This is a genomic window from Streptococcus nakanonensis, assembly GCF_059738785.1.
The window spans coordinates 64,164-81,692 of record NZ_AP027139.1 but is presented as its reverse complement, the minus strand read 5'-3'; the positions used below and the strand labels follow the sequence as shown (position 1 = coordinate 81,692).

General features: G+C 43.9%; 14 protein-coding genes. 1 reads left to right on the top strand and 13 read right to left on the bottom strand.

The genetic code is table 11. From position 1 onward, the window contains the following. Window positions 1–10: 10 nt before the first annotated feature. Window positions 11–487: a PTS sugar transporter subunit IIB gene (locus tag AC6I9F_RS00445; RefSeq protein WP_049496992.1), complete on the bottom strand. Its 477-nt coding sequence runs from the start codon at window positions 485–487 to the stop codon at window positions 11–13. After that, the gene (locus AC6I9F_RS00440; protein WP_498022130.1) at window positions 484–2,271 is read right to left on the bottom strand and encodes a glycoside hydrolase family 35 protein; all 1,788 of its coding nucleotides are present in this window, start codon (window positions 2,269–2,271) and stop codon (window positions 484–486) included. The genes AC6I9F_RS00445 and AC6I9F_RS00440 overlap by 4 nt, the downstream gene beginning before the upstream one ends. Before the next feature lie 347 nt (window positions 2,272–2,618). On the opposite strand from AC6I9F_RS00440, the gene AC6I9F_RS00435 reads away from it, so the two are divergent. Next, a complete protein-coding gene (locus AC6I9F_RS00435; RefSeq protein WP_173277324.1) occupies window positions 2,619–3,335 on the top strand; it encodes a GntR family transcriptional regulator in 717 nt (238 codons plus the stop codon). 206 nt (window positions 3,336–3,541) lie between these two features. Here the strand turns inward: AC6I9F_RS00435 and purB are convergent, their stop codons facing one another. The 11 genes from purB to AC6I9F_RS00380 form a co-directional block, all read right to left on the bottom strand. Beyond that, the gene (gene purB, locus AC6I9F_RS00430) at window positions 3,542–4,837 is read right to left on the bottom strand and encodes an adenylosuccinate lyase (protein ID WP_498022128.1); all 1,296 of its coding nucleotides are present in this window, start codon (window positions 4,835–4,837) and stop codon (window positions 3,542–3,544) included. Between the two features lie 64 nt (window positions 4,838–4,901). Then, window positions 4,902–5,129: a hypothetical protein gene (locus tag AC6I9F_RS00425; protein ID WP_049512618.1), complete on the bottom strand. Its 228-nt coding sequence runs from the start codon at window positions 5,127–5,129 to the stop codon at window positions 4,902–4,904. A gap of 9 nt (window positions 5,130–5,138) precedes the next feature. Next, on the bottom strand, window positions 5,139–6,230 hold the full coding sequence (gene purK, locus AC6I9F_RS00420; RefSeq protein ID WP_498022126.1) for a 5-(carboxyamino)imidazole ribonucleotide synthase: 1,092 nt from the start codon (window positions 6,228–6,230) through the stop codon (window positions 5,139–5,141). Next, complete coding sequence (gene purE, locus AC6I9F_RS00415) at window positions 6,217–6,708, bottom strand: 5-(carboxyamino)imidazole ribonucleotide mutase (protein ID WP_498022124.1); 492 nt, start codon at window positions 6,706–6,708, stop codon at window positions 6,217–6,219. The genes purK and purE overlap by 14 nt, the downstream gene beginning before the upstream one ends. Window positions 6,709–6,895: 187 nt before the next feature. Next, window positions 6,896–8,158 carry a phosphoribosylamine--glycine ligase gene (gene purD / locus AC6I9F_RS00410; protein WP_498022123.1) on the bottom strand — a complete coding sequence of 421 codons (1,263 nt, stop codon included), beginning with the start codon at window positions 8,156–8,158 and terminating at the stop codon, window positions 6,896–6,898. Between the two features lie 121 nt (window positions 8,159–8,279). Next, window positions 8,280–9,827, bottom strand: coding sequence for a bifunctional phosphoribosylaminoimidazolecarboxamide formyltransferase/IMP cyclohydrolase (purH, locus tag AC6I9F_RS00405; RefSeq protein WP_498022121.1), 1,548 nt, complete (start codon window positions 9,825–9,827; stop codon window positions 8,280–8,282). 24 nt (window positions 9,828–9,851) lie between these two features. Then, on the bottom strand, window positions 9,852–10,361 hold the full coding sequence (locus AC6I9F_RS00400; protein WP_261063869.1) for a VanZ family protein: 510 nt from the start codon (window positions 10,359–10,361) through the stop codon (window positions 9,852–9,854). Window positions 10,362–10,444: 83 nt separating this feature from the next. After that, complete coding sequence (purN, locus tag AC6I9F_RS00395; protein ID WP_498022119.1) at window positions 10,445–10,990, bottom strand: phosphoribosylglycinamide formyltransferase; 546 nt, start codon at window positions 10,988–10,990, stop codon at window positions 10,445–10,447. Continuing rightward, the gene (gene purM / locus AC6I9F_RS00390; RefSeq protein ID WP_498022117.1) at window positions 10,987–12,009 is read right to left on the bottom strand and encodes a phosphoribosylformylglycinamidine cyclo-ligase; all 1,023 of its coding nucleotides are present in this window, start codon (window positions 12,007–12,009) and stop codon (window positions 10,987–10,989) included. Before purM ends, purN begins: the two co-directional genes overlap by 4 nt. A gap of 212 nt (window positions 12,010–12,221) precedes the next feature. Then, window positions 12,222–13,664 carry an amidophosphoribosyltransferase gene (purF, locus tag AC6I9F_RS00385; protein WP_498022115.1) on the bottom strand — a complete coding sequence of 481 codons (1,443 nt, stop codon included), beginning with the start codon at window positions 13,662–13,664 and terminating at the stop codon, window positions 12,222–12,224. Between the two features lie 93 nt (window positions 13,665–13,757). After that, window positions 13,758–17,483, bottom strand: coding sequence for a phosphoribosylformylglycinamidine synthase (locus AC6I9F_RS00380; protein ID WP_262082025.1), 3,726 nt, complete (start codon window positions 17,481–17,483; stop codon window positions 13,758–13,760). Between the last annotated feature and the right edge of the window lie 46 nt (window positions 17,484–17,529).

Genomic DNA, 17,529 nt, shown 5'->3' with positions numbered 1-17,529 from the left:
AAATTTTTTCCTATTTTAATAAGCTCAAAAAGTCTGAAATTGGATCATTTGGAACCATTTGAGCAGTAAGTTTAACACCTTTTTCTGCTAGTTTGCGGAAGTCTTCCACATCCTTGTCCACTACGTTGATAGAACGTGTGATGGCACGAGTTTCTGGTGTTTGAGACATATTCCCAACATTGAGGGTTTCAAGTGGTACACCTGCTTCGACCAAGCCAAGGAAACGGTCTGGTTTACGAGCCACGATAAAGAGACGTTGGCTATCGTACTTACCAGCAAGAATATTGGCTGCCGCTTTTTCAATTGGCAAAATACTCAATTTTACACCTGGTGGTGTCGCAAGTTTCAAACCACTCTTTTCAACGTCGTTGTTGACAACTTCGTCATCTACAACCATAATACGTGAAACATTTAGTTTTCCAGCCCATAGATTGGCTACTTGTCCGTGGATCAAACGTCCATCAATACGGCATCCTACAATTGTCATAAGTTTTCCCCCTTTATGTGTTTTAGTGTAGGTTTACGAGTTAAATGAATCTCTTCTTTATATTGGCCCTCTGTTTCAAAGATAATGATGCGGTTGGCACCTTCCTTGAGATAGCTATGAGGGATATAAAGTGAGAGGGTCGGGCCGACGTTCCAAAAACGTCCTAGATTCTGCCCATTGACAAAGGCAACTCCCTTACCAAACTCAGACAAGTCTAGGTAAGTATCTTTTGGCTCTTGGACTGTAAAGTCATAAGCGTAAAAGGCTGGTTGTCCTTGAGTCCATCCTTTTGAAAAATCAATTTTCTCAGGATTGTCTAGTGGGAGTGGATAGTGTTTCCAGTTTAGTAAGAAGTGCAAATCCTTACAAACCCCTGTCCGAATTCCCTTACGTTGCGTATCCGCTAAGAATTTATGCCCATAGTTGACACGCCCCATATTTTCTATCAATATGTCAATCCTAGATAACGCTTTCTTTTCGCCTTGATAAAAAATATCTTCCCCAATCTCTGTCTGATATTGGGTTTTAATCCACTGACCATCGACATACAGCTGGGCCCTATCTCGACCGTCAATGATACGAAGTCTTTCTTCTTCTGCATCCCAGTTTGTTTCTGTTCGATAGAGTAGGTAGCCATAACTTTGTCCCAACTCCTCCATCTTTTTAGGATAGAGGCTTTCTACTGGACTTGACAAGCTATCCAAGGTTTCAAACAAGGAAACTTTTTCAACTAGTGGAATAGCATCCAACTCCATACTCTCTTTGTAGAGGGGTTCCAACTGCGGGTACTCTGGAAAATGTGTTGCCATCATCTTCTTGACTGCCAAGTATTTGGCAGTTGGATTTCCTTCTTCATCCAGAAGCGCATCGTAATCATAAGATGTAACTTGTGGCAAGTCCAAAGTTCCTCGAGCCGAACAACCATTCATGAAACCAAAGTTTGTACCACCGTGGAACATGTAGAGATTGATAGAGCCTTGTTCCAAAACCTCTCGAACTGCATCTGCCAATTCTTTTGGATCCCGTGTGATAATCGGTTCTTTCCAACGATTGAACCAGCCATCCCAGAACTCCATACACATGAGCGGCCATTTCTTACCATGCTCATCAAAGAATTCCTGCATCTGTGAAAAGTTGTAAGGTGCCTTAGAACCAAAGTTTCCTGTTACAAAGAGGTCATCTTCGATTAAGGTTCCAGCTTTTAGAGTAGCTCTCCATGGACCATCTGACGTAAAGAGGGGACAGGTTACGCCACGCTCTTCCATTAGCTGTCGAACTGCTCTCAGATAATCCTTATCTTCTCCGTAAGAACCATACTCATTTTCAACCTGCATCATGAGGATATTGCCACCATTGTCCAACAGATGTGGAACCAATCGTGGTAAGAGCTGGTCATAGTAGCGACCGACAGCCTCAATATAGGCTGGATCTGATGAACGAATCCTCATATCTTTGGTTAAGAGCCAAGCTGGTAAACCACCGAATTCCCATTCCGCACAGATGAAGGGTGACGGACGAACGATAGCGTAGAGACCTAAATCCTGTGCCGTCTGGAGAAATCGCTCTAAATCCAGAGCCCCTTCAAAGTGAAACTCGCCCTCACGAGGCTCGTGTAAATTCCAAGCCACATAAGTCTCTACCGTATTAAAGCCAAGAGCCTTCAAGTTATAGAGCGAATGATACCAATCTTCTGGAGGAACCCTAAAATAATGAATGGCGCCAGATAAAATCTTAAATGATTTTCCATCAAGATAGAAATCATCTCGTATCTCAAATCGTGTCATAAAACTACCTTCTGACCGCGAAAGTTTACGCTTTCATTTGTTGTTATAGTAATTATAAACCAATCTGTTTGAATTGTCAATAGAAATTGTCGGAATATTTGCTAGAATTTTACTATTATACACACGTTCAATTAGTTTCAAACATTTTCAGACCCATTTCAAACGCTCTTTCAATTCGGAATAGATAACCTAAAATAATTTTGTATAAAATACATTTATAAAATACGTGCAATGCCTATGTAGCTTAATTTTTCAAACTATTTTTCTAATTTTTTATTCAAAAGACTACTATTTTTTTCGCTTTTATGGTAAAATTTTCTGTGGAGAAGGAAAATAGAGGTAAAAATATGGCAATTCCCAAATATCAATACATAAAAGACGAATTAAAAAATAAAATCATCTCTGGGCAGTTTAGCAGTGGAGATAAATTTTACACTGAAGCAGAGCTCATTTCAATGTACGATGTCAGTTCTATCACAGTTGTCCGCGCCTTAAACGACCTTGCTAAAGATGGCTATATTGTCCGCCAACAAGGAAAAGGAACCTTCGTTTCACGTGCACGCAAACACAAGCTTGTAGAGTTTTCAGATATTGAACTCTTTAATGCTAAAGATGATAAGGTAACTGTTCTTTCAATTGAACGCGGAAACAAACTCGCTTACTTGGAAAAATTGGGTCTACGCGGCGATCAATTCTACTACAAGATTGAACGTGTCCGCGAATCAAACGGTGTCGTTTATATCTACCATACATCCTACATCCCAGAACAATATATCAACGCAAATTATCCAAACCTTGAATACTATAGTTCTATCTATAACCGTTTCAAGTTAGACTACCACATTCACATGAATGATGAACACTTTGAAGAAATCAACGAAATAGTCTTTCCAACTCCAGAACATGCGGCTTCAGTCCTCGGAGTCGATGAACAATTCCCTACTGTTCTACAAACTAAAATCACCAAACTCGAATCAACTGGTCAAGTTTTAGGATACAGTGAAACTTACAAACGATCTGATTATTACAAGATTAAATTCATCTCATGTGACCGTGATCACTAAGAAGAAAGCCTGAGCCTAATCGCTTGGGCTTTTTCTATGCTTATTATATCCCATTAAAACGCTATTTTATATATGTAAATCAAATTTGTTTAAATTTTACTAAAATATTAGGGATCTTTTTATCAAAAAACACTTTAAGACAAAATAAAAATCGAAGTTCTGCTACTCCTATAAATGGAGTAATAGAAATTCGATTTTTATTCTAATTATCCTAATCCAAGACGTTCAAAAATATCATCCACCCGTTTGGTATAGTAAAGAGGGTTAAAAATCTCATCGATTTCCTCTTGTGTGAGGCGTGATGTCACCTCTGGATCTGCTTCTAGCAATGGTTTGAAGTCTACTTGATTGTCCCAAGAATAGGCTGTTTTTGGTTGTACCAAGTCATAGGCTTGCTCACGGGTCATGCCTTTTTCAATCAAAGTCAACATAGCCCGTTGGCTGAAAATCAAACCAAATGTCGAGTTCATGTTGCGGATCATATTTTCTGGGAAGACTGTCAAGTCTTTGACAATATTTCCAAAACGGTTAAGCATGTAATCAATCAAAATGGTCGTATCTGGTGCGATGATACGCTCAGCTGATGAGTGAGAGATGTCACGTTCGTGCCAGAGAGCCACGTTTTCATAAGCTGTAATCATATGACCACGGATAACACGCGCAAGCCCAGTCATATTTTCAGAACCGATAGGGTTGCGTTTGTGAGGCATTGCTGAAGACCCTTTTTGACCTTTGGCAAAGAATTCTTCCACTTCGCGTTGCTCTGATTTTTGTAAACCACGAATCTCAGTCGCCATACGTTCGATTGAAGTCGCGATGCTGGCAAGAACCGCAAAGTACTCAGCGTGAAGGTCACGAGGAAGGACCTGTGTAGAGATTTCTTGAGCACGGATGCCCAGCTTGTCGCAGACGTATTGCTCAACGAATGGTGGGATATTGGCAAAGTTTCCAACCGCACCAGAAATTTTACCAGCTTCCACACCAGCAGCCGCATGCTCAAAACGCTCGATATTGCGCTTCATTTCGCTGTACCAAGTCGCCAATTTAAGACCAAAAGTTGTAGGCTCAGCGTGCACACCGTGGGTACGCCCCATCATGATGGTGAACTTGTGTTCTTTCGCTTTGTCAGCGATGATGTTGGTGAAATTTTCAAGGTCACGACGGATGATATCGTTAGCCTGCTTGTAGAGGTAACCGTAAGCCGTATCCACCACGTCAGTTGATGTCAAACCGTAATGGACCCACTTGCGCTCTTCGCCAAGAGTCTCAGAAACCGCACGTGTGAAAGCCACCACATCGTGGCGCGTCTCCTGCTCAATCTCCAAAATACGGTCGATGTCAAAGTCCGCCTTCTCGCGAATCAAAGCCACATCTTCCTTAGGGATTTCCCCCAACTCAGCCCATGCCTCGTCAGCCAAGATTTCCACCTCAAGCCAAGCACGGTATTTATTTTCTTCACTCCAAATGTTCGCCATCTCAGGACGAGAGTAACGGTTGATCATTGTTATTAATTTTTCCTTTCTTCTAAAGCTGTTGGGAATAAGCTATCTAGGTAAACCAAGATTTCTACTCAAACTCCTCTTTTCCAATAAACACAGATGGATAGTGTGGTAATTCATTGAGATCAGTATCCAATGGTAAATCATAAATTGCTAAATAGTTTTCAGGGTATTGAACAACTAACTCTTCATATTTGGCCTTCACTTTTGCGTAATTGCTACTAGCAAACAAGACTTCAACAACTGCTCCGGTCTTATCCTTTTCAACAAAAGCATTAACAATGATTTGAATCATAGTCTTCACCTACCAATCAATTCCTTTCCCAAACTCCTCAACCTCATCTGGCACATCACTAAACAAAGTCACATGTCCCATCTTGCGGTTGTGCTTCGCTTCTATTTTACCATACATGTGCAGGTGGGCGCTTATATTTTCTGTGACATATTTTTCAGCGACCTCGACGTGTTGGCCGAGAACGTTGAGCATGACGGCAGGCTCATGTAGTTTTATGGCTGGCAATGGTGCTCCTAGAACACCCAAAATATGCGTGTCAAATTGTGAAAAGTCGCAAGCTTCAATGGAGTAGTGCCCAGAGTTATGTGGGCGGGGGGCAATCTCATTGACAATGATGTCATCAGCTGTTGCAAACATTTCCACGCAAAGGGTTCCAGACAGATTAAGTTGTTCTGCGATTCGTACTGCCATAGTTTTAGATTTCTCAGCTAGACTTTCTGAAATGCGTGCAGGAACGATGGTTTTTGAAAGAATGTTATTGCGGTGGATATTTTCCTGAACTGGGAAAACCGTCACGTCCTTGCCATTTCCAGAAACAATGACAGAAATTTCAAGGTCAAAGTTGACAAATTCTTCCAAGACACAGTCTGCTGAATCTGCTAATGCATAGGCTTCTTCCAAATCTTCTGCTGAGCGAATGACCTTTTGTCCATGCCCATCATAGCCACCAGTCGCAGTCTTGAGAACATAGTTTTTCGATAGGTCAATATCTGCCAAGTCTTGGCTTGAAGTCACGACCTTGTATGGGGCCACAGTGACTTGAGCCTTGTTGGAAAGAAAGTCCTTCTCAAAAATCCGGTTTTGGGAAATGCGAAGTAGGTCTGTTCCTTGAGGGAGCTGTCCATCCTTGATAACGGCATCCAAACTGTCGGCATCCACATTTTCAAACTCATAAGTGAGAACATCACATCGCTCAGCCAACTGACGGAGGGCGTCCATATCGTCATAAGGCGCCACGATGATTTCCGCCACACGAGAGGCCGGGCAATCCGCCGCAGGATCCAGCGCGATAACCTTGTGCCCCATGTAGATAGCAGAAATGGCCATCATCTGACCCAGTTGACCACCACCGATAATTCCGATTGTTTTAGATGAGCTCATTTGTCGACTCCTCTGCGATTTTTCCTTGTTCTTCTGCGAAATCTGCCAATGCTGTAGCGATAGCCTGTTCTTCTACTGAAAGGAGACGAAGGGCAAAGAGAGCAGCGTTTGTCGCTCCTGCTTCACCGATAGCCATTGTCGCAACAGGCACCCCACCCGGCATCTGAACGATAGAATAGAGCGAGTCCACACCGCTAAGAGCACGAGACTTGACAGGTACCCCTATGACAGGAAGGGTTGTTTTGGCAGCTACCATTCCTGGCAAGTGGGCTGCGCCTCCAGCACCTGCGATGATGACCTTGATACCACGACTACGCGCTTCTTCGGCATGCTTGAACATGAGATCAGGTGTGCGATGGGCAGAGACAACCTTCTTCTCGTAGGCTACACCGAAGCGGTCTAGGACTTCTGCTGTTTTTTGCATGGTTGCCCAGTCGGATTTTGAGCCCATGATGATGGAAATAATTGGCTTGGTCATAATTTTCCTTTTCTTCTTTTTTGATAATGATCTTAGGTGGTGGGGACGGAAGCAAACCTTCGGTTTCATTTCTACAATTTGAGCCTAAGTTCTCAAATTTTCCCCGACCAGAACAGATACTGTTCTGGTCTTTTCACCACGGCGACCATTATCGTACTTAGCGACTACGTCGCTTTTTCTTACATCTTTATCTAATTGCCTTGCTTCCGATATCTGTTCGGTAGAAGAGCCCTTCTGTTTGTTGTTGGACGAGTTCCTTGTAGATGGTGTCTTGGGCTTCTTTGACGGTTTCTGCTGTGGTGACGAGCATATAAACACGGCCACCGTTTGAGAGCAGTGCTCTGCTATTTTCCGCAAACTTAGCACCTGCATAGTAGGTGATGATGTTTCCTTCTGTCTTGGCTGGCAACTTGACACCTTTTTCATAGTCTAGCGGGTAACCGTTGGATGCGACAACCACACCCAGAGTCACACCCTTGTCCGTCCAGGTAATGTTTGGCTCCTTACCATCAAGGATGTCTGTGATATTTTGTGCAAAATCAGAGGTCAGACGAGGCAAGATAATCTGAGTTTCTGGATCTCCGAAGCGAGCATTAAACTCTATAACCATAGGTCCATCAGCTGTCAAGATAAGCCCTGCGTAAAGAACACCCAGATAAGGGCGACCTTCTTTAATCATCCCTTCGAGGACTGGCCTGACAATAGTGTCAACCGCTGTGGCAACTACGCTCTGTGGCAAGTGAGGAACTGGCGCATAAGCTCCCATACCGCCTGTGTTAGGTCCCTTGTCACCATCATAGGCACGTTTGTGATCCTGAGCCGTTGGCATAACGTAGAACTTGTCCCCATTGACAAAGGCAAAGAGAGAGAATTCTTCTCCGTCTAGGAATTCCTCGATGACCACACGCGCACCTGAATTACCGAATTTATTGTCCAATAGCATCTCATGAGTGGCTTCGACCGCTTGCTCAACCGTCTCAGCAACGACGACACCCTTCCCAAGTGCCAAGCCATCCGCCTTGACAACGATAGGAGCCCCCTGCTTTTCGATATAGGCCTTGGCTTCCTCAAAGTCCGAGAATGTGCCATAGGTTGCTGTCGGAACGCCATATTTGACCATGATTTCCTTGGCAAAATCCTTAGACCACTCAAGTTCAGCCGCAGCCTTAGTCGGACCAAAAGCTTTGAGTCCTGCCGCATTGAAATCATCCACGATACCAGCCGCAAGGGCGTCATCTGGCCCGATAAATGACCAAGCAATATCGTTGGCTTTTACAAACTCAATCAATTCATAATGTTCGGAAATAGAGATATTTACCAATTCCAAACCATCCAGAGTCATCCCATCATTCCCAGGAGCAACAAAAACCTTTTCTACCTCTTTTGACTCAAGCAACTTCTTAGCAATCGCATGTTCACGACCACCCGAACCGACAACAAGTAGTTTCATCTCACAACCTCTTTTGCGAATTATTTACCAATATTATATCACAAACGTTCGTTTTAATCTTGTTTCACTCCGCATTTTTACGCAAAAAAGGAAAGAAACTGTTTTCTTCCCTTTAGTGTTCTTAATGTCTAAAATGTCTCACTCCTGTGAAGACCATGGTCAAGCCATATTTGTCAGCTGCTTCGATAGATTCTTGGTCACGGACGGATCCTCCCGGCTGAATGATAGCTTTGATACCTGCTTTGGCAATTTCTTCCACGTTATCCGCAAATGGGAAGAAGGCATCCGATGCGAGAACAGCACCATCAAGGCGGTCTTTAGCTTGGTCAATAGCGATACGAACAGAGGCAACACGGTTAGTTTGACCTGGACCAACACCAAGTGTCATGTGGTCGTTGGTTACGATGATTCCGTTTGATTTGACGTATTTAATAGCCTTCCAAGCGAACTCAAGAGCTGTCGATTCTGTCTCAGTTGGTTGGCGTTTGGTCACCACTTGCCAGTCAGCTGGGCTTTCTTTGACCACGTCTTGGTTTTGCACCAGAAGTCCACCGACAACACCTGTGTATTCTGCTTCCACTTCGCTAGCTTCTTGAGCATCAAATGGCAAGGCAAGGATACGCAAGTTTTTCTTTTTATTAGTCAAAATAGCTAGCGCTTCATCCGTATAGCTTGGTGCGATGATGATTTCAAGGAAAATACCGTGCATCTTCTCAGCTGTCGCAACATCCACCTCACGGTTAAGAACAACGATACCACCAAAGATAGACACTGGGTCAGACTCATAAGCGTAGTCCCAAGCAGTCTCAATGTCATCAGCCTGACCGATACCGCATGGATTCATATGTTTGAGAGCCACAACGGTTGGACGGTCTTTGAAATCACGAATAATACGAATGGCAGCATCCGCATCACGGATATTGTTGAAGGACAATTCTTTACCGTTGAGCTGTTTGGCTGAAGCAATGGAGTAATCTGTCGGCAAGGCTTTTTGGTAAAAGTCCGCATCCTGCTGAGAATTTTCACCGTAACGCATGGCTTGTTTGAGGTCATAGGTCAAGGTCAGTTTTTCAGGTTTTTCTTCACCCACTTGAGCTGTGAAATACTCTGCAATCAAGGCATCATAAGCCGCTGTGTGACGGAAAACCTTGGCTGCCAAACGTTGTCGAGTTTCGTAAGTTGTTTCACCGTTTGCTGACAATTCGTCAAGAACCACAGCGTAGTCAGATGGATCTACAACAACTGTTACGCTGGCATGGTTCTTCGCTGCTGAACGAAGCATAGATGGCCCGCCGATATCGATGTTTTCAACTGCATCAGCGTACGTCACGTCTGGTTTGAGAATCGTTTCCTTGAATGGATAGAGATTGACCACCACAAGGTCAATGAGCTCAATCTTGTTGTCCTTAGCCGCTTCCAAGTGGCTATCCAAGTCACGACGAGCAAGGAGCCCACCGTGGATATTTGGATGAAGGGTCTTGACACGACCGTCCATCATCTCTGGGAAGCCCGTCACATCATCGATCGCAATGGTCTCCACCCCAGCATTGTCAAGGGCAACCTTTGTCCCACCTGTCGAGATAATATCCCAACCAAGTTTTTTAAGTTCTTGGGCAAATTCAACAATGCCCGCTTTGTCTGAGACGCTGATTAAGGCGCGTTTAGTCATTATATTCTCCTTTTTAATCATTAGTTAAACACCAATTAAATGCAGTAACAGTAAAACAAAATAAGCAAAACCAAGGCTAAGCATACCTAAGATATTGACCCATTTTCTAGTCTGTGATTTGAACACTCTTATAAAAATTTGATAAATCAGTAAGCCTACACAAACACCTAGCGTATTTAAAGCCAAATCCGTTATATCTGTTATACCTATTGCTAAAATATACTGTAAGCACTCAAACAATAAACTAATCAAGAAACCTGTCCCGACTATTCTTAAACTAGATAAATTAGTTTTTATCAGAGGGAAACAAACACCTAATGGAATAAAGGAAATCAGATTAAATAACATTTCAGCAAAAACAATTTTTCCATCTACTATTAGTGGTTCTGAAAATGGAATCCAATTGATGTACCTTGGAGCTAAGAAAAATGCTATAAATTCAGGATTTGTTTCAAACTTAAATAAGATTCCCCAAGTTAATAACATCAGATAGACATAAAATACATATCGAGTTGTTTTTTTAGATTCTAACATCACAAATACCTCCGTTTGAAGCCGTCTTCAACAAGCACTGACTCCAATTTTAAATCAAAGATATCATATGAATCATCAAAAAGTCAATCTGTAAATAGAGCCTTCACTACCTCCGGATACAACTTATACTCTGCTTCATGAATACGTTCTTCAAAACTATCAATGGTATCATCAGCTAACCTTGGTACACGTACTTGTTTGATGATCTTACCAGTGTCCACACCAGAATCTACCCAGTGAATGGTCACACCAGACTGATCCACGTCAGCATTCCAAGCGTCCTCAATCCCATGAGCTCCTGGAAATTCTGGCAAGTATGCTGGATGAATATTGACAATCCGACCTTCATAAGCCGCCAATAAGGTTGGCCCAACGATTTTCATGTAGCCTGCTAGACAAACCAAGTCAATCTGGTGCTCTTCCAAGAGTTCGACAAGGGCCGCTTCGTAGTCTGCCTTGCTCTCAAACTCCTTGAGTTCAAAAGCATAGGACAGAACGCCGAGCTTGTCTGCACGTTCGAGCACATAGGCGTCACGATGGTCTGAAAAGACAAACTCTACTGGAAATTGTTCCGCTATCACCTGAAAATTTGAGCCATTACCAGAGGCAAAAACCGCTATTTTTTTCATTTGATGATGACACTTTCGTTTTCTTTCTTGACGATACGACCAATTTCATAGACTGGTTCATCCAACAATTCCTTGACACGACTTACATTTTCAGGGCTAACTGCTAGCATAAGTCCCACACCCATATTGAAGATTTCAAACATTTCTTCATGTTTGATCTGACCGTATTTTTCAAGGGCTTTGAAAATCGGTAAAACTGGAACCTTGTCTTCCTCAATCTCAGCAGCCAAGTCAGCTGCAAACATGCGAGGGATATTCTCAATAAAGCCACCACCTGTGATGTGGGCAATACCATTTACCAAGCCTTCTTTGATGAGTGGCAAAACAGTCTTGACATAGATACGAGTTGGCTCAAGCAAAACTTCCTTGAGTTGCTTACCTTCCAATTCTGGCAAGATTTCCTCACCTGTGTAATCCGCAAAGACACGACGGACGAGAGAGTAACCATTGGAATGAATCCCACTTGAAGCAAGTCCGAGAAGAACATCTCCTTCTGCCACCTTTGAACCGTCAATGATTTGAGATTTTTCAGCCACACCGACCGCAAAACCAGCCAAGTCATAGTCATCTTCGCCGTACATGCCAGGCATTTCAGCCGTTTCTCCACCAATGAGGGCAGCGCCTGCCTGCACACAACCTTCTGCTACACCCGCGACCACTTGTTCTAGCTTAGCTGGTTCATTCTTACCTGTCGCCACATAGTCGAGGAAATAGAGAGGCTCCGCACCTGCAGCGATGATATCATTGACACACATGGCTACACAGTCCTGACCGATGGTATCGTGCTTGTCGTACTTGATAGCCAGCATGAGCTTGGTTCCGACACCATCAGTTCCTGAAATCAAGACGGGTTCTTTAACGCCAGTCTTTGAAAGGTCAAACATACCACCAAAGCCACCCAGAGCTCCCATGACACCTGCACGCTCCGTACGAGCCACGTGCTTTTTAATCCGTTCAACAACTTCATAACCCGCTTCAACATCCACACCAGATTGAGCGTACGCATTTTTATTTGCCATTTTATTTTTCCTTTTCTTTTTTTGGGGGGAAAGACTGCGACGTATTTTTAGATAAACAATTATTTTATCTAAAAATACTAGTCAGGGCTCTAGCTTTGCCCCATAGGGCAAAGCGTCTACTGACAAATGCTTTAGCTTTTAGTCAGTAGTGAGACGTGAAGAATAAGCATTTTTTGTCATTTATTCCTTTCCTTTAATGGAGAATCTTTCGTCTATTTGTAAAAACTGGTCTTTTCTTCTAAACTGCGACGATAATCTTCTTCGTAGTCGTAGAGAGGTGTTGGGTAGTCACCGTCAAAGTAAGCGACACAGAGTCCGCCATTTGGCGCATCTGTTTCAATCCCAATAGAGTTAATCAATCCATCAATCGAAAGATAGGTCAGACTATCTGCTCCAATGATTTGACGAGTTTCTTCAACCGTATGATTGGCAGCAATCAGCTCCTGACGCGTCTGGATATCAATCCCGTAGAAACATGGATAAGCTAGCGCTGGACTACCAATGGCAACGTGAACTTCAGTCGCACCCGCTTCTTTCAAGAGTTGAACGATCCGACGAGAGGTTGTTCCGCGAACGATAGAATCATCCACCATAACCACACGCTTGCCTTTTACAACACCAGAAACAGCAGATAGTTTCATCCGCACCCCTTGCTCCCGCAATTCTTGAGTCGGTTGGATAAAGGTACGTTGGGTGTATTGGTTCTTGATGAGACCCATTTCATTTGGTAGCCCGGACTCTTCCGCAAATCCCATAGCCGCGCTGAGGGAGGAATTGGGTACACCAACTACAATATCCGCCTCATGCTTGAATTCACGCGCTAATTGAGCCCCCATACGTTTACGAGCCGTATGGACATTGACACCGTGGATATTAGAATCAGGGCGAGCAAAGTAGATATACTCCATAGAGCAAATCGCCAACTGGGTATCATCTGTATAGCTGTCATACTGAATGCCCTTGTCATCAATGATCACAATCTCACCTGGCTTCAAATCACGAATCCACTCTGCACCAATAACCTCAAAAGCACAGGTTTCAGAGGAAACAACCACCGCTCCGTTGGCCATTTTCCCAATAGAAAGCGGACGGAAACCATTGGGGTCAAGAGCCGCAATCAACTTGTCCTCAAACAGCAAGATATAGGCAAAACCACCTTTGACAAGACTGAGCGCTTCCTTGATTTTGCCCATCAGGCTAGGATTATGACTGCGACGAATGAGGTGAGCTAAGATTTCCGAGTCCGAAGTCGCGCTGAAAATCGCTCCTCTATCTTCCAATTCTTTCTTAAGAGAGGCTGCATTGGTCAGATTTCCATTATGAGCCAAGCCAAACTGCATATCGTGAAAACGGAAGAGGAAGGGCTGGATGTTATCTACAGAAGCTTCGCCAGCAGTCGCATAACGCACATGCCCAATCGCACCAGTTCCTGTCAATTTATCTAAGTTAGCAGGATTTCTGAAGACTTCTGATAGAAGACCCATATCGCGATGCCGCTTTAGTTTCCCTTGGTCATTGGAGAGGATTCCTGCCCCCTCCTGACCACGGTGCTGAAGACTATGGAGACCAAAATAGGTCAATTTAGCAGCATCTGGATGTCCCCAGATACCGAAAACACCACATTCTTCATTAAGAGATTTTACTTCGTATGTCATTTTATATACCTAATTTTTATTTGTGTAGCACCAAGAGCTAAATCTACATGACTTTTACATTACTGATACTATCTATTAGAAAATCTGCAAGTCTTATTTTCCAGTAAAGTATTTAACCGCCGACGCGAAGAGGTGCTGGTCTTTATTTCCTGGGATATTTTGGAAAAGACCGTCTTCATAACGTTCTGAGTGTCCCATCTTACCGATGATTTGGCCGTTCTTGCTGGTAATTCCTTCAATGGCATGGACGGAACCATTCGGATTGTACTTAGAATCCATACTTGGTTTTCCATCAAAGTCAACGTATTGGCTAAAGATTTGACCATTGTCACGGAGCTCCGCAAATTCCTCAGCCGTCACGACAAACTTCCCTTCACCGTGCGAAACAGGAATAGCGTGGATATCGCCCACTTGCACCCCAGTCAACCACGGCGAGTTGGTATTGGCAATCCGAGTTTCCACCATCTTGGCCACGTGCTGGTTGGCATCATTGTAGAAGAGGGTTGGGCTCGTACTGCTGGCATCCTCGAAGTTTCCGTATGGAAGAAGACCTGATTTGACCAAGGCCTGGAATCCATTACAGATACCTATGATTAAACCGCCACGAGTGATAAAGCTATCAATAGCTGCACGCACTTTTTCATTGAGCAGGATGTTGACAATAAACTTAGCTGAACCATCTGGCTCGTCCGCAGCTGAGAATCCACCGGCAAAGAAGAGAATGTTAGCCTTGCCGATGTTGTCAACCATGGTTTCAACTGACTTGACAATGGCTTCTTCATTGAGTGTCACGAATGGCACCAAGTTAACCTCTGCGCCTTCTTTTTCAAATGCCTTGGCTGAGTCATATTCTGAGTTGGTTCCCGGGAATACTGGGATATAGACCACCGGTTTTTCAACTTTTTCTTTAGCTTGGATGACTGTGTTAGTAGCGACAGCTGGTACTTCAGCCAGCTCTTTGGCTTGGGCAAACTCTGTTGGGTAAACTTTTTCCAGTTTTCCTTGGAAGGCACTGTCAAGCTTGTGTCCATCTAGCTTCACACCGTTGACAAGGAGTGTAAAGTCTGCACTTGTTTGACCGATTTTCTCTACTCCAGTGATTTCTTCAGGAGAGGTAAAGACAAATCCGCCCAATTGTGCTGTCAAAGAACTTTCAAGTTCAGGCAAGGTTACCTCTGCACCAATATGATTTCCAAAAGTAGCAAGAGCCAAACTTTCAACCACACCACCGTATTTGACAGCTGATGCAGATGTCACTTTATGAGCCTTTTGACGGGCTTCAAACTGAGCAAAATTTGACTTAATCAAGTCAAAATCAATCTCTGCAGCAAGAGCTTGACCTGGGATGTAGTAGATGTTTTCCCCAACAGCTTTAAATTCTGGAGAGAGCACCTTACGGCTATCCGCTGTCGTTACCCCAAAGGCTACCAAGGTTGGCGGTACTGTCAATTCTTCAAAAGTACCAGACATAGAGTCCTTACCACCGATAGATGGCAAACCAAGTTGGATTTGTGCTTCGATAGAGCCTAGAAGAGCAGCTACTGGCTGACCAAAACGCTCAGCTTGTTTGTCCATGCGCTCGAAGTACTCTTGGTAAGAAAAACGAGCCTGAGACCATTTGGCACCAGCAGCAACCAAACGAGCAGTTGCTTCGATCACCGCATAGGCAGCACCGTGGTATGGAGACCATTCTGCAATATAAGGGTTGAAACCTTGAGCCATGACTGACGCAGTATGAGTCACACCGTGTTGAACTGGCAATTTCTGCACAGAAGCTTCAGTTGGTGTGAGTTGGTAGCGTCCGCCAAGTGGGTGATTAACCGTTGAGCGTCCAACAGAGCAGTCAAAGATAGTCTGTAATCCTTTTTGACTCGCATGGTTGAGGTCAGATAGAACCGTAAGGGTATCTGCTTCAAGTGTGTCAGCAGATGTTTGACGTTCTTCTGGAAGCTTGACATCTTTGTCCACAACCTTGGCATCAACAACGACACGCACACCGTTGGTATCTAGGAAACGACGTTCCAAGTCGACAATGGTTTCACCATTCCAGTGCATGACTAGATTTGGTTTTTCAGTCACTGTCGCAACCACAACAGCGTCAATATTTTCTTTGTTACATTCTGCAACGAAGGCATCTACATCCTTAGGACGAACCACGACCGCCATCCGTTCTTGAGATTCAGAGATGGCAATTTCTGTACCGTTCAAGCCTTGGTATTTAAGAGGCACCTTGTTAAGATCAATTTCAAGACCGTCTGCTAATTCACCGATAGCCACACAGACACCACCAGCACCAAAGTCATTGGATTTCTTGATGAGACGAGTGACAGCACCATTACGGAAGAGGCGCTGAATCTTACGTTCTTCGATGGCATTCCCTTTTTGAACCTCAGCTCCAGCAGTTTCCACAGACTCAACCGTTTGAACCTTAGAAGAGCCCGTCGCACCACCGACACCATCACGTCCAGTCTTACCTCCAAGGAGGATAATGACATCACCCGCTTCCGGTTTTTCACGGACAACATTGCCCTTAGGAGCCGCTCCGACAACAGCACCAAGCTCCATGCGTTTAGCTACAAAGCCTGGGTGGAAATACTCACGAACGTAGGTCGTCGCAAGCCCAATTTGGTTACCGTATGAAGAATAACCATGAGCCGCTGTCTTAGAAATGACCTGTTGTGGCAATTTCCCAGCGCGAGTTTCCGAAATCGGTGCGGTAATATCTCCAGCACCTGAGATACGCATAGCTTGGTAAACATACGAGCGACCTGACAATGGGTCACGAATAGCACCACCGATACAGGTAGCAGCCCCACCAAATGGCTCAATTTCCGTTGGGTGGTTGTGGGTTTCATTTTTGAACATGAGGAGCCAAGGTTCTTTCACACCATTGACATCCACTTCAATTTCAACAGAGCAAGCATTGATTTCGTCTGACACTTCCATATCGTCCAAACGCCCATTAGCACGCTCATAACGACCGAAAATAGTGGCCATATCCATCAAGGTTTGCGGTTTTTCAGAACGCCCCAACTCATCACGCATGGCAATATACTTGTCATAGGTTGACTGCAATTGTTTTGGGAATTTAGAAGCTGAAAAATCAATCTGCTTCAACTCAGTCTCAAACGTCGTGTGACGGCAGTGGTCAGACCAGTAAGTGTCCAAAACCTTGAGTTCAGTCTCAGTTGGCACACGCCCGATTGACTTAAAGTAGTCCTGGATAAAGAGCAAATCATCCACTTCCATAGCCATCCCTTGCTCGGCCTTGTAGCGAGCAAAGTCTTCTGCTGTATAGTTTTCAAAGAAAGCCAATTTAGGAATAGTCTTGTCTGACTCTGAAAATTCCTGCTTGACAATCCCTGTTGTGATGTTCTTGAAACGAGAATCAACTGGATTAAGCAAGTAGTTCTTGACCGCCTCTAACTCAGTCGCATCAATATCTTTATTGACTAAGTAAAGTTGAGCAGTATTAACCGTTACATCACTCGAACTTCCTAGTAAAAGCAAGGCTTCCTGTGAAGATGCTGCACGCTGGTCAAATTGGCCAGGCAGGCTTTCAATCGCAAAGAAAGCATAGTTGGCAAGATCCGCCTGCACAGCTGCTTCGTCCAAAACATGGTCTGTCACCTGCTCAGAGAAGATGTGTTTCTCTGCAGGCACAAACAAGTCCTCAGCCAAGTTAAAGACATCATACACTTGCATAATACGAATACTTTTCAAAGTTGAAAGTCCCAAGTTGTGCTGGAGCTCTCTTACCAAACTCTCTGACTTGACCTGAAAATCAGCCTTTTTTTCAACAAAAATACGTTTATCCATCAATCCTTATTCCTTTATTTCAGCTCTTGCAATGTTCCTAAACAGC

Excerpts from the sequence above, each read along its gene's own strand:
- AC6I9F_RS00425 (WP_049512618.1), bottom strand. The coding sequence starts at position 5,129 with ATGATTCAAATCATTGTTAATGCTTTTGTTGAAAAGGATAAGACCGGA.
- purD (WP_498022123.1), bottom strand. The coding sequence starts at position 8,158 with ATGAAACTACTTGTTGTCGGTTCGGGTGGTCGTGAACATGCGATTGCT.
- purK (WP_498022126.1), bottom strand. The coding sequence starts at position 6,230 with ATGAGCTCATCTAAAACAATCGGAATTATCGGTGGTGGTCAACTGGGT.
- purH (WP_498022121.1), bottom strand. The coding sequence starts at position 9,827 with ATGACTAAACGCGCCTTAATCAGCGTCTCAGACAAAGCGGGCATTGTT.
- AC6I9F_RS00440 (WP_498022130.1), bottom strand. The coding sequence starts at position 2,271 with ATGACACGATTTGAGATACGAGATGATTTCTATCTTGATGGAAAATCA.
- purM (WP_498022117.1), bottom strand. The coding sequence starts at position 12,009 with ATGGCAAATAAAAATGCGTACGCTCAATCTGGTGTGGATGTTGAAGCG.
- purN (WP_498022119.1), bottom strand. The coding sequence starts at position 10,990 with ATGAAAAAAATAGCGGTTTTTGCCTCTGGTAATGGCTCAAATTTTCAG.
- AC6I9F_RS00380 (WP_262082025.1), bottom strand. The coding sequence starts at position 17,483 with ATGGATAAACGTATTTTTGTTGAAAAAAAGGCTGATTTTCAGGTCAAG.
- purE (WP_498022124.1), bottom strand. The coding sequence starts at position 6,708 with ATGACCAAGCCAATTATTTCCATCATCATGGGCTCAAAATCCGACTGG.
- AC6I9F_RS00400 (WP_261063869.1), bottom strand. The coding sequence starts at position 10,361 with ATGTTAGAATCTAAAAAAACAACTCGATATGTATTTTATGTCTATCTG.
- purB (WP_498022128.1), bottom strand. The coding sequence starts at position 4,837 with ATGATCAACCGTTACTCTCGTCCTGAGATGGCGAACATTTGGAGTGAA.
- AC6I9F_RS00435 (WP_173277324.1), top strand. The coding sequence starts at position 2,619 with ATGGCAATTCCCAAATATCAATACATAAAAGACGAATTAAAAAATAAA.
- purF (WP_498022115.1), bottom strand. The coding sequence starts at position 13,664 with ATGACATACGAAGTAAAATCTCTTAATGAAGAATGTGGTGTTTTCGGT.
- AC6I9F_RS00445 (WP_049496992.1), bottom strand. The coding sequence starts at position 487 with ATGACAATTGTAGGATGCCGTATTGATGGACGTTTGATCCACGGACAA.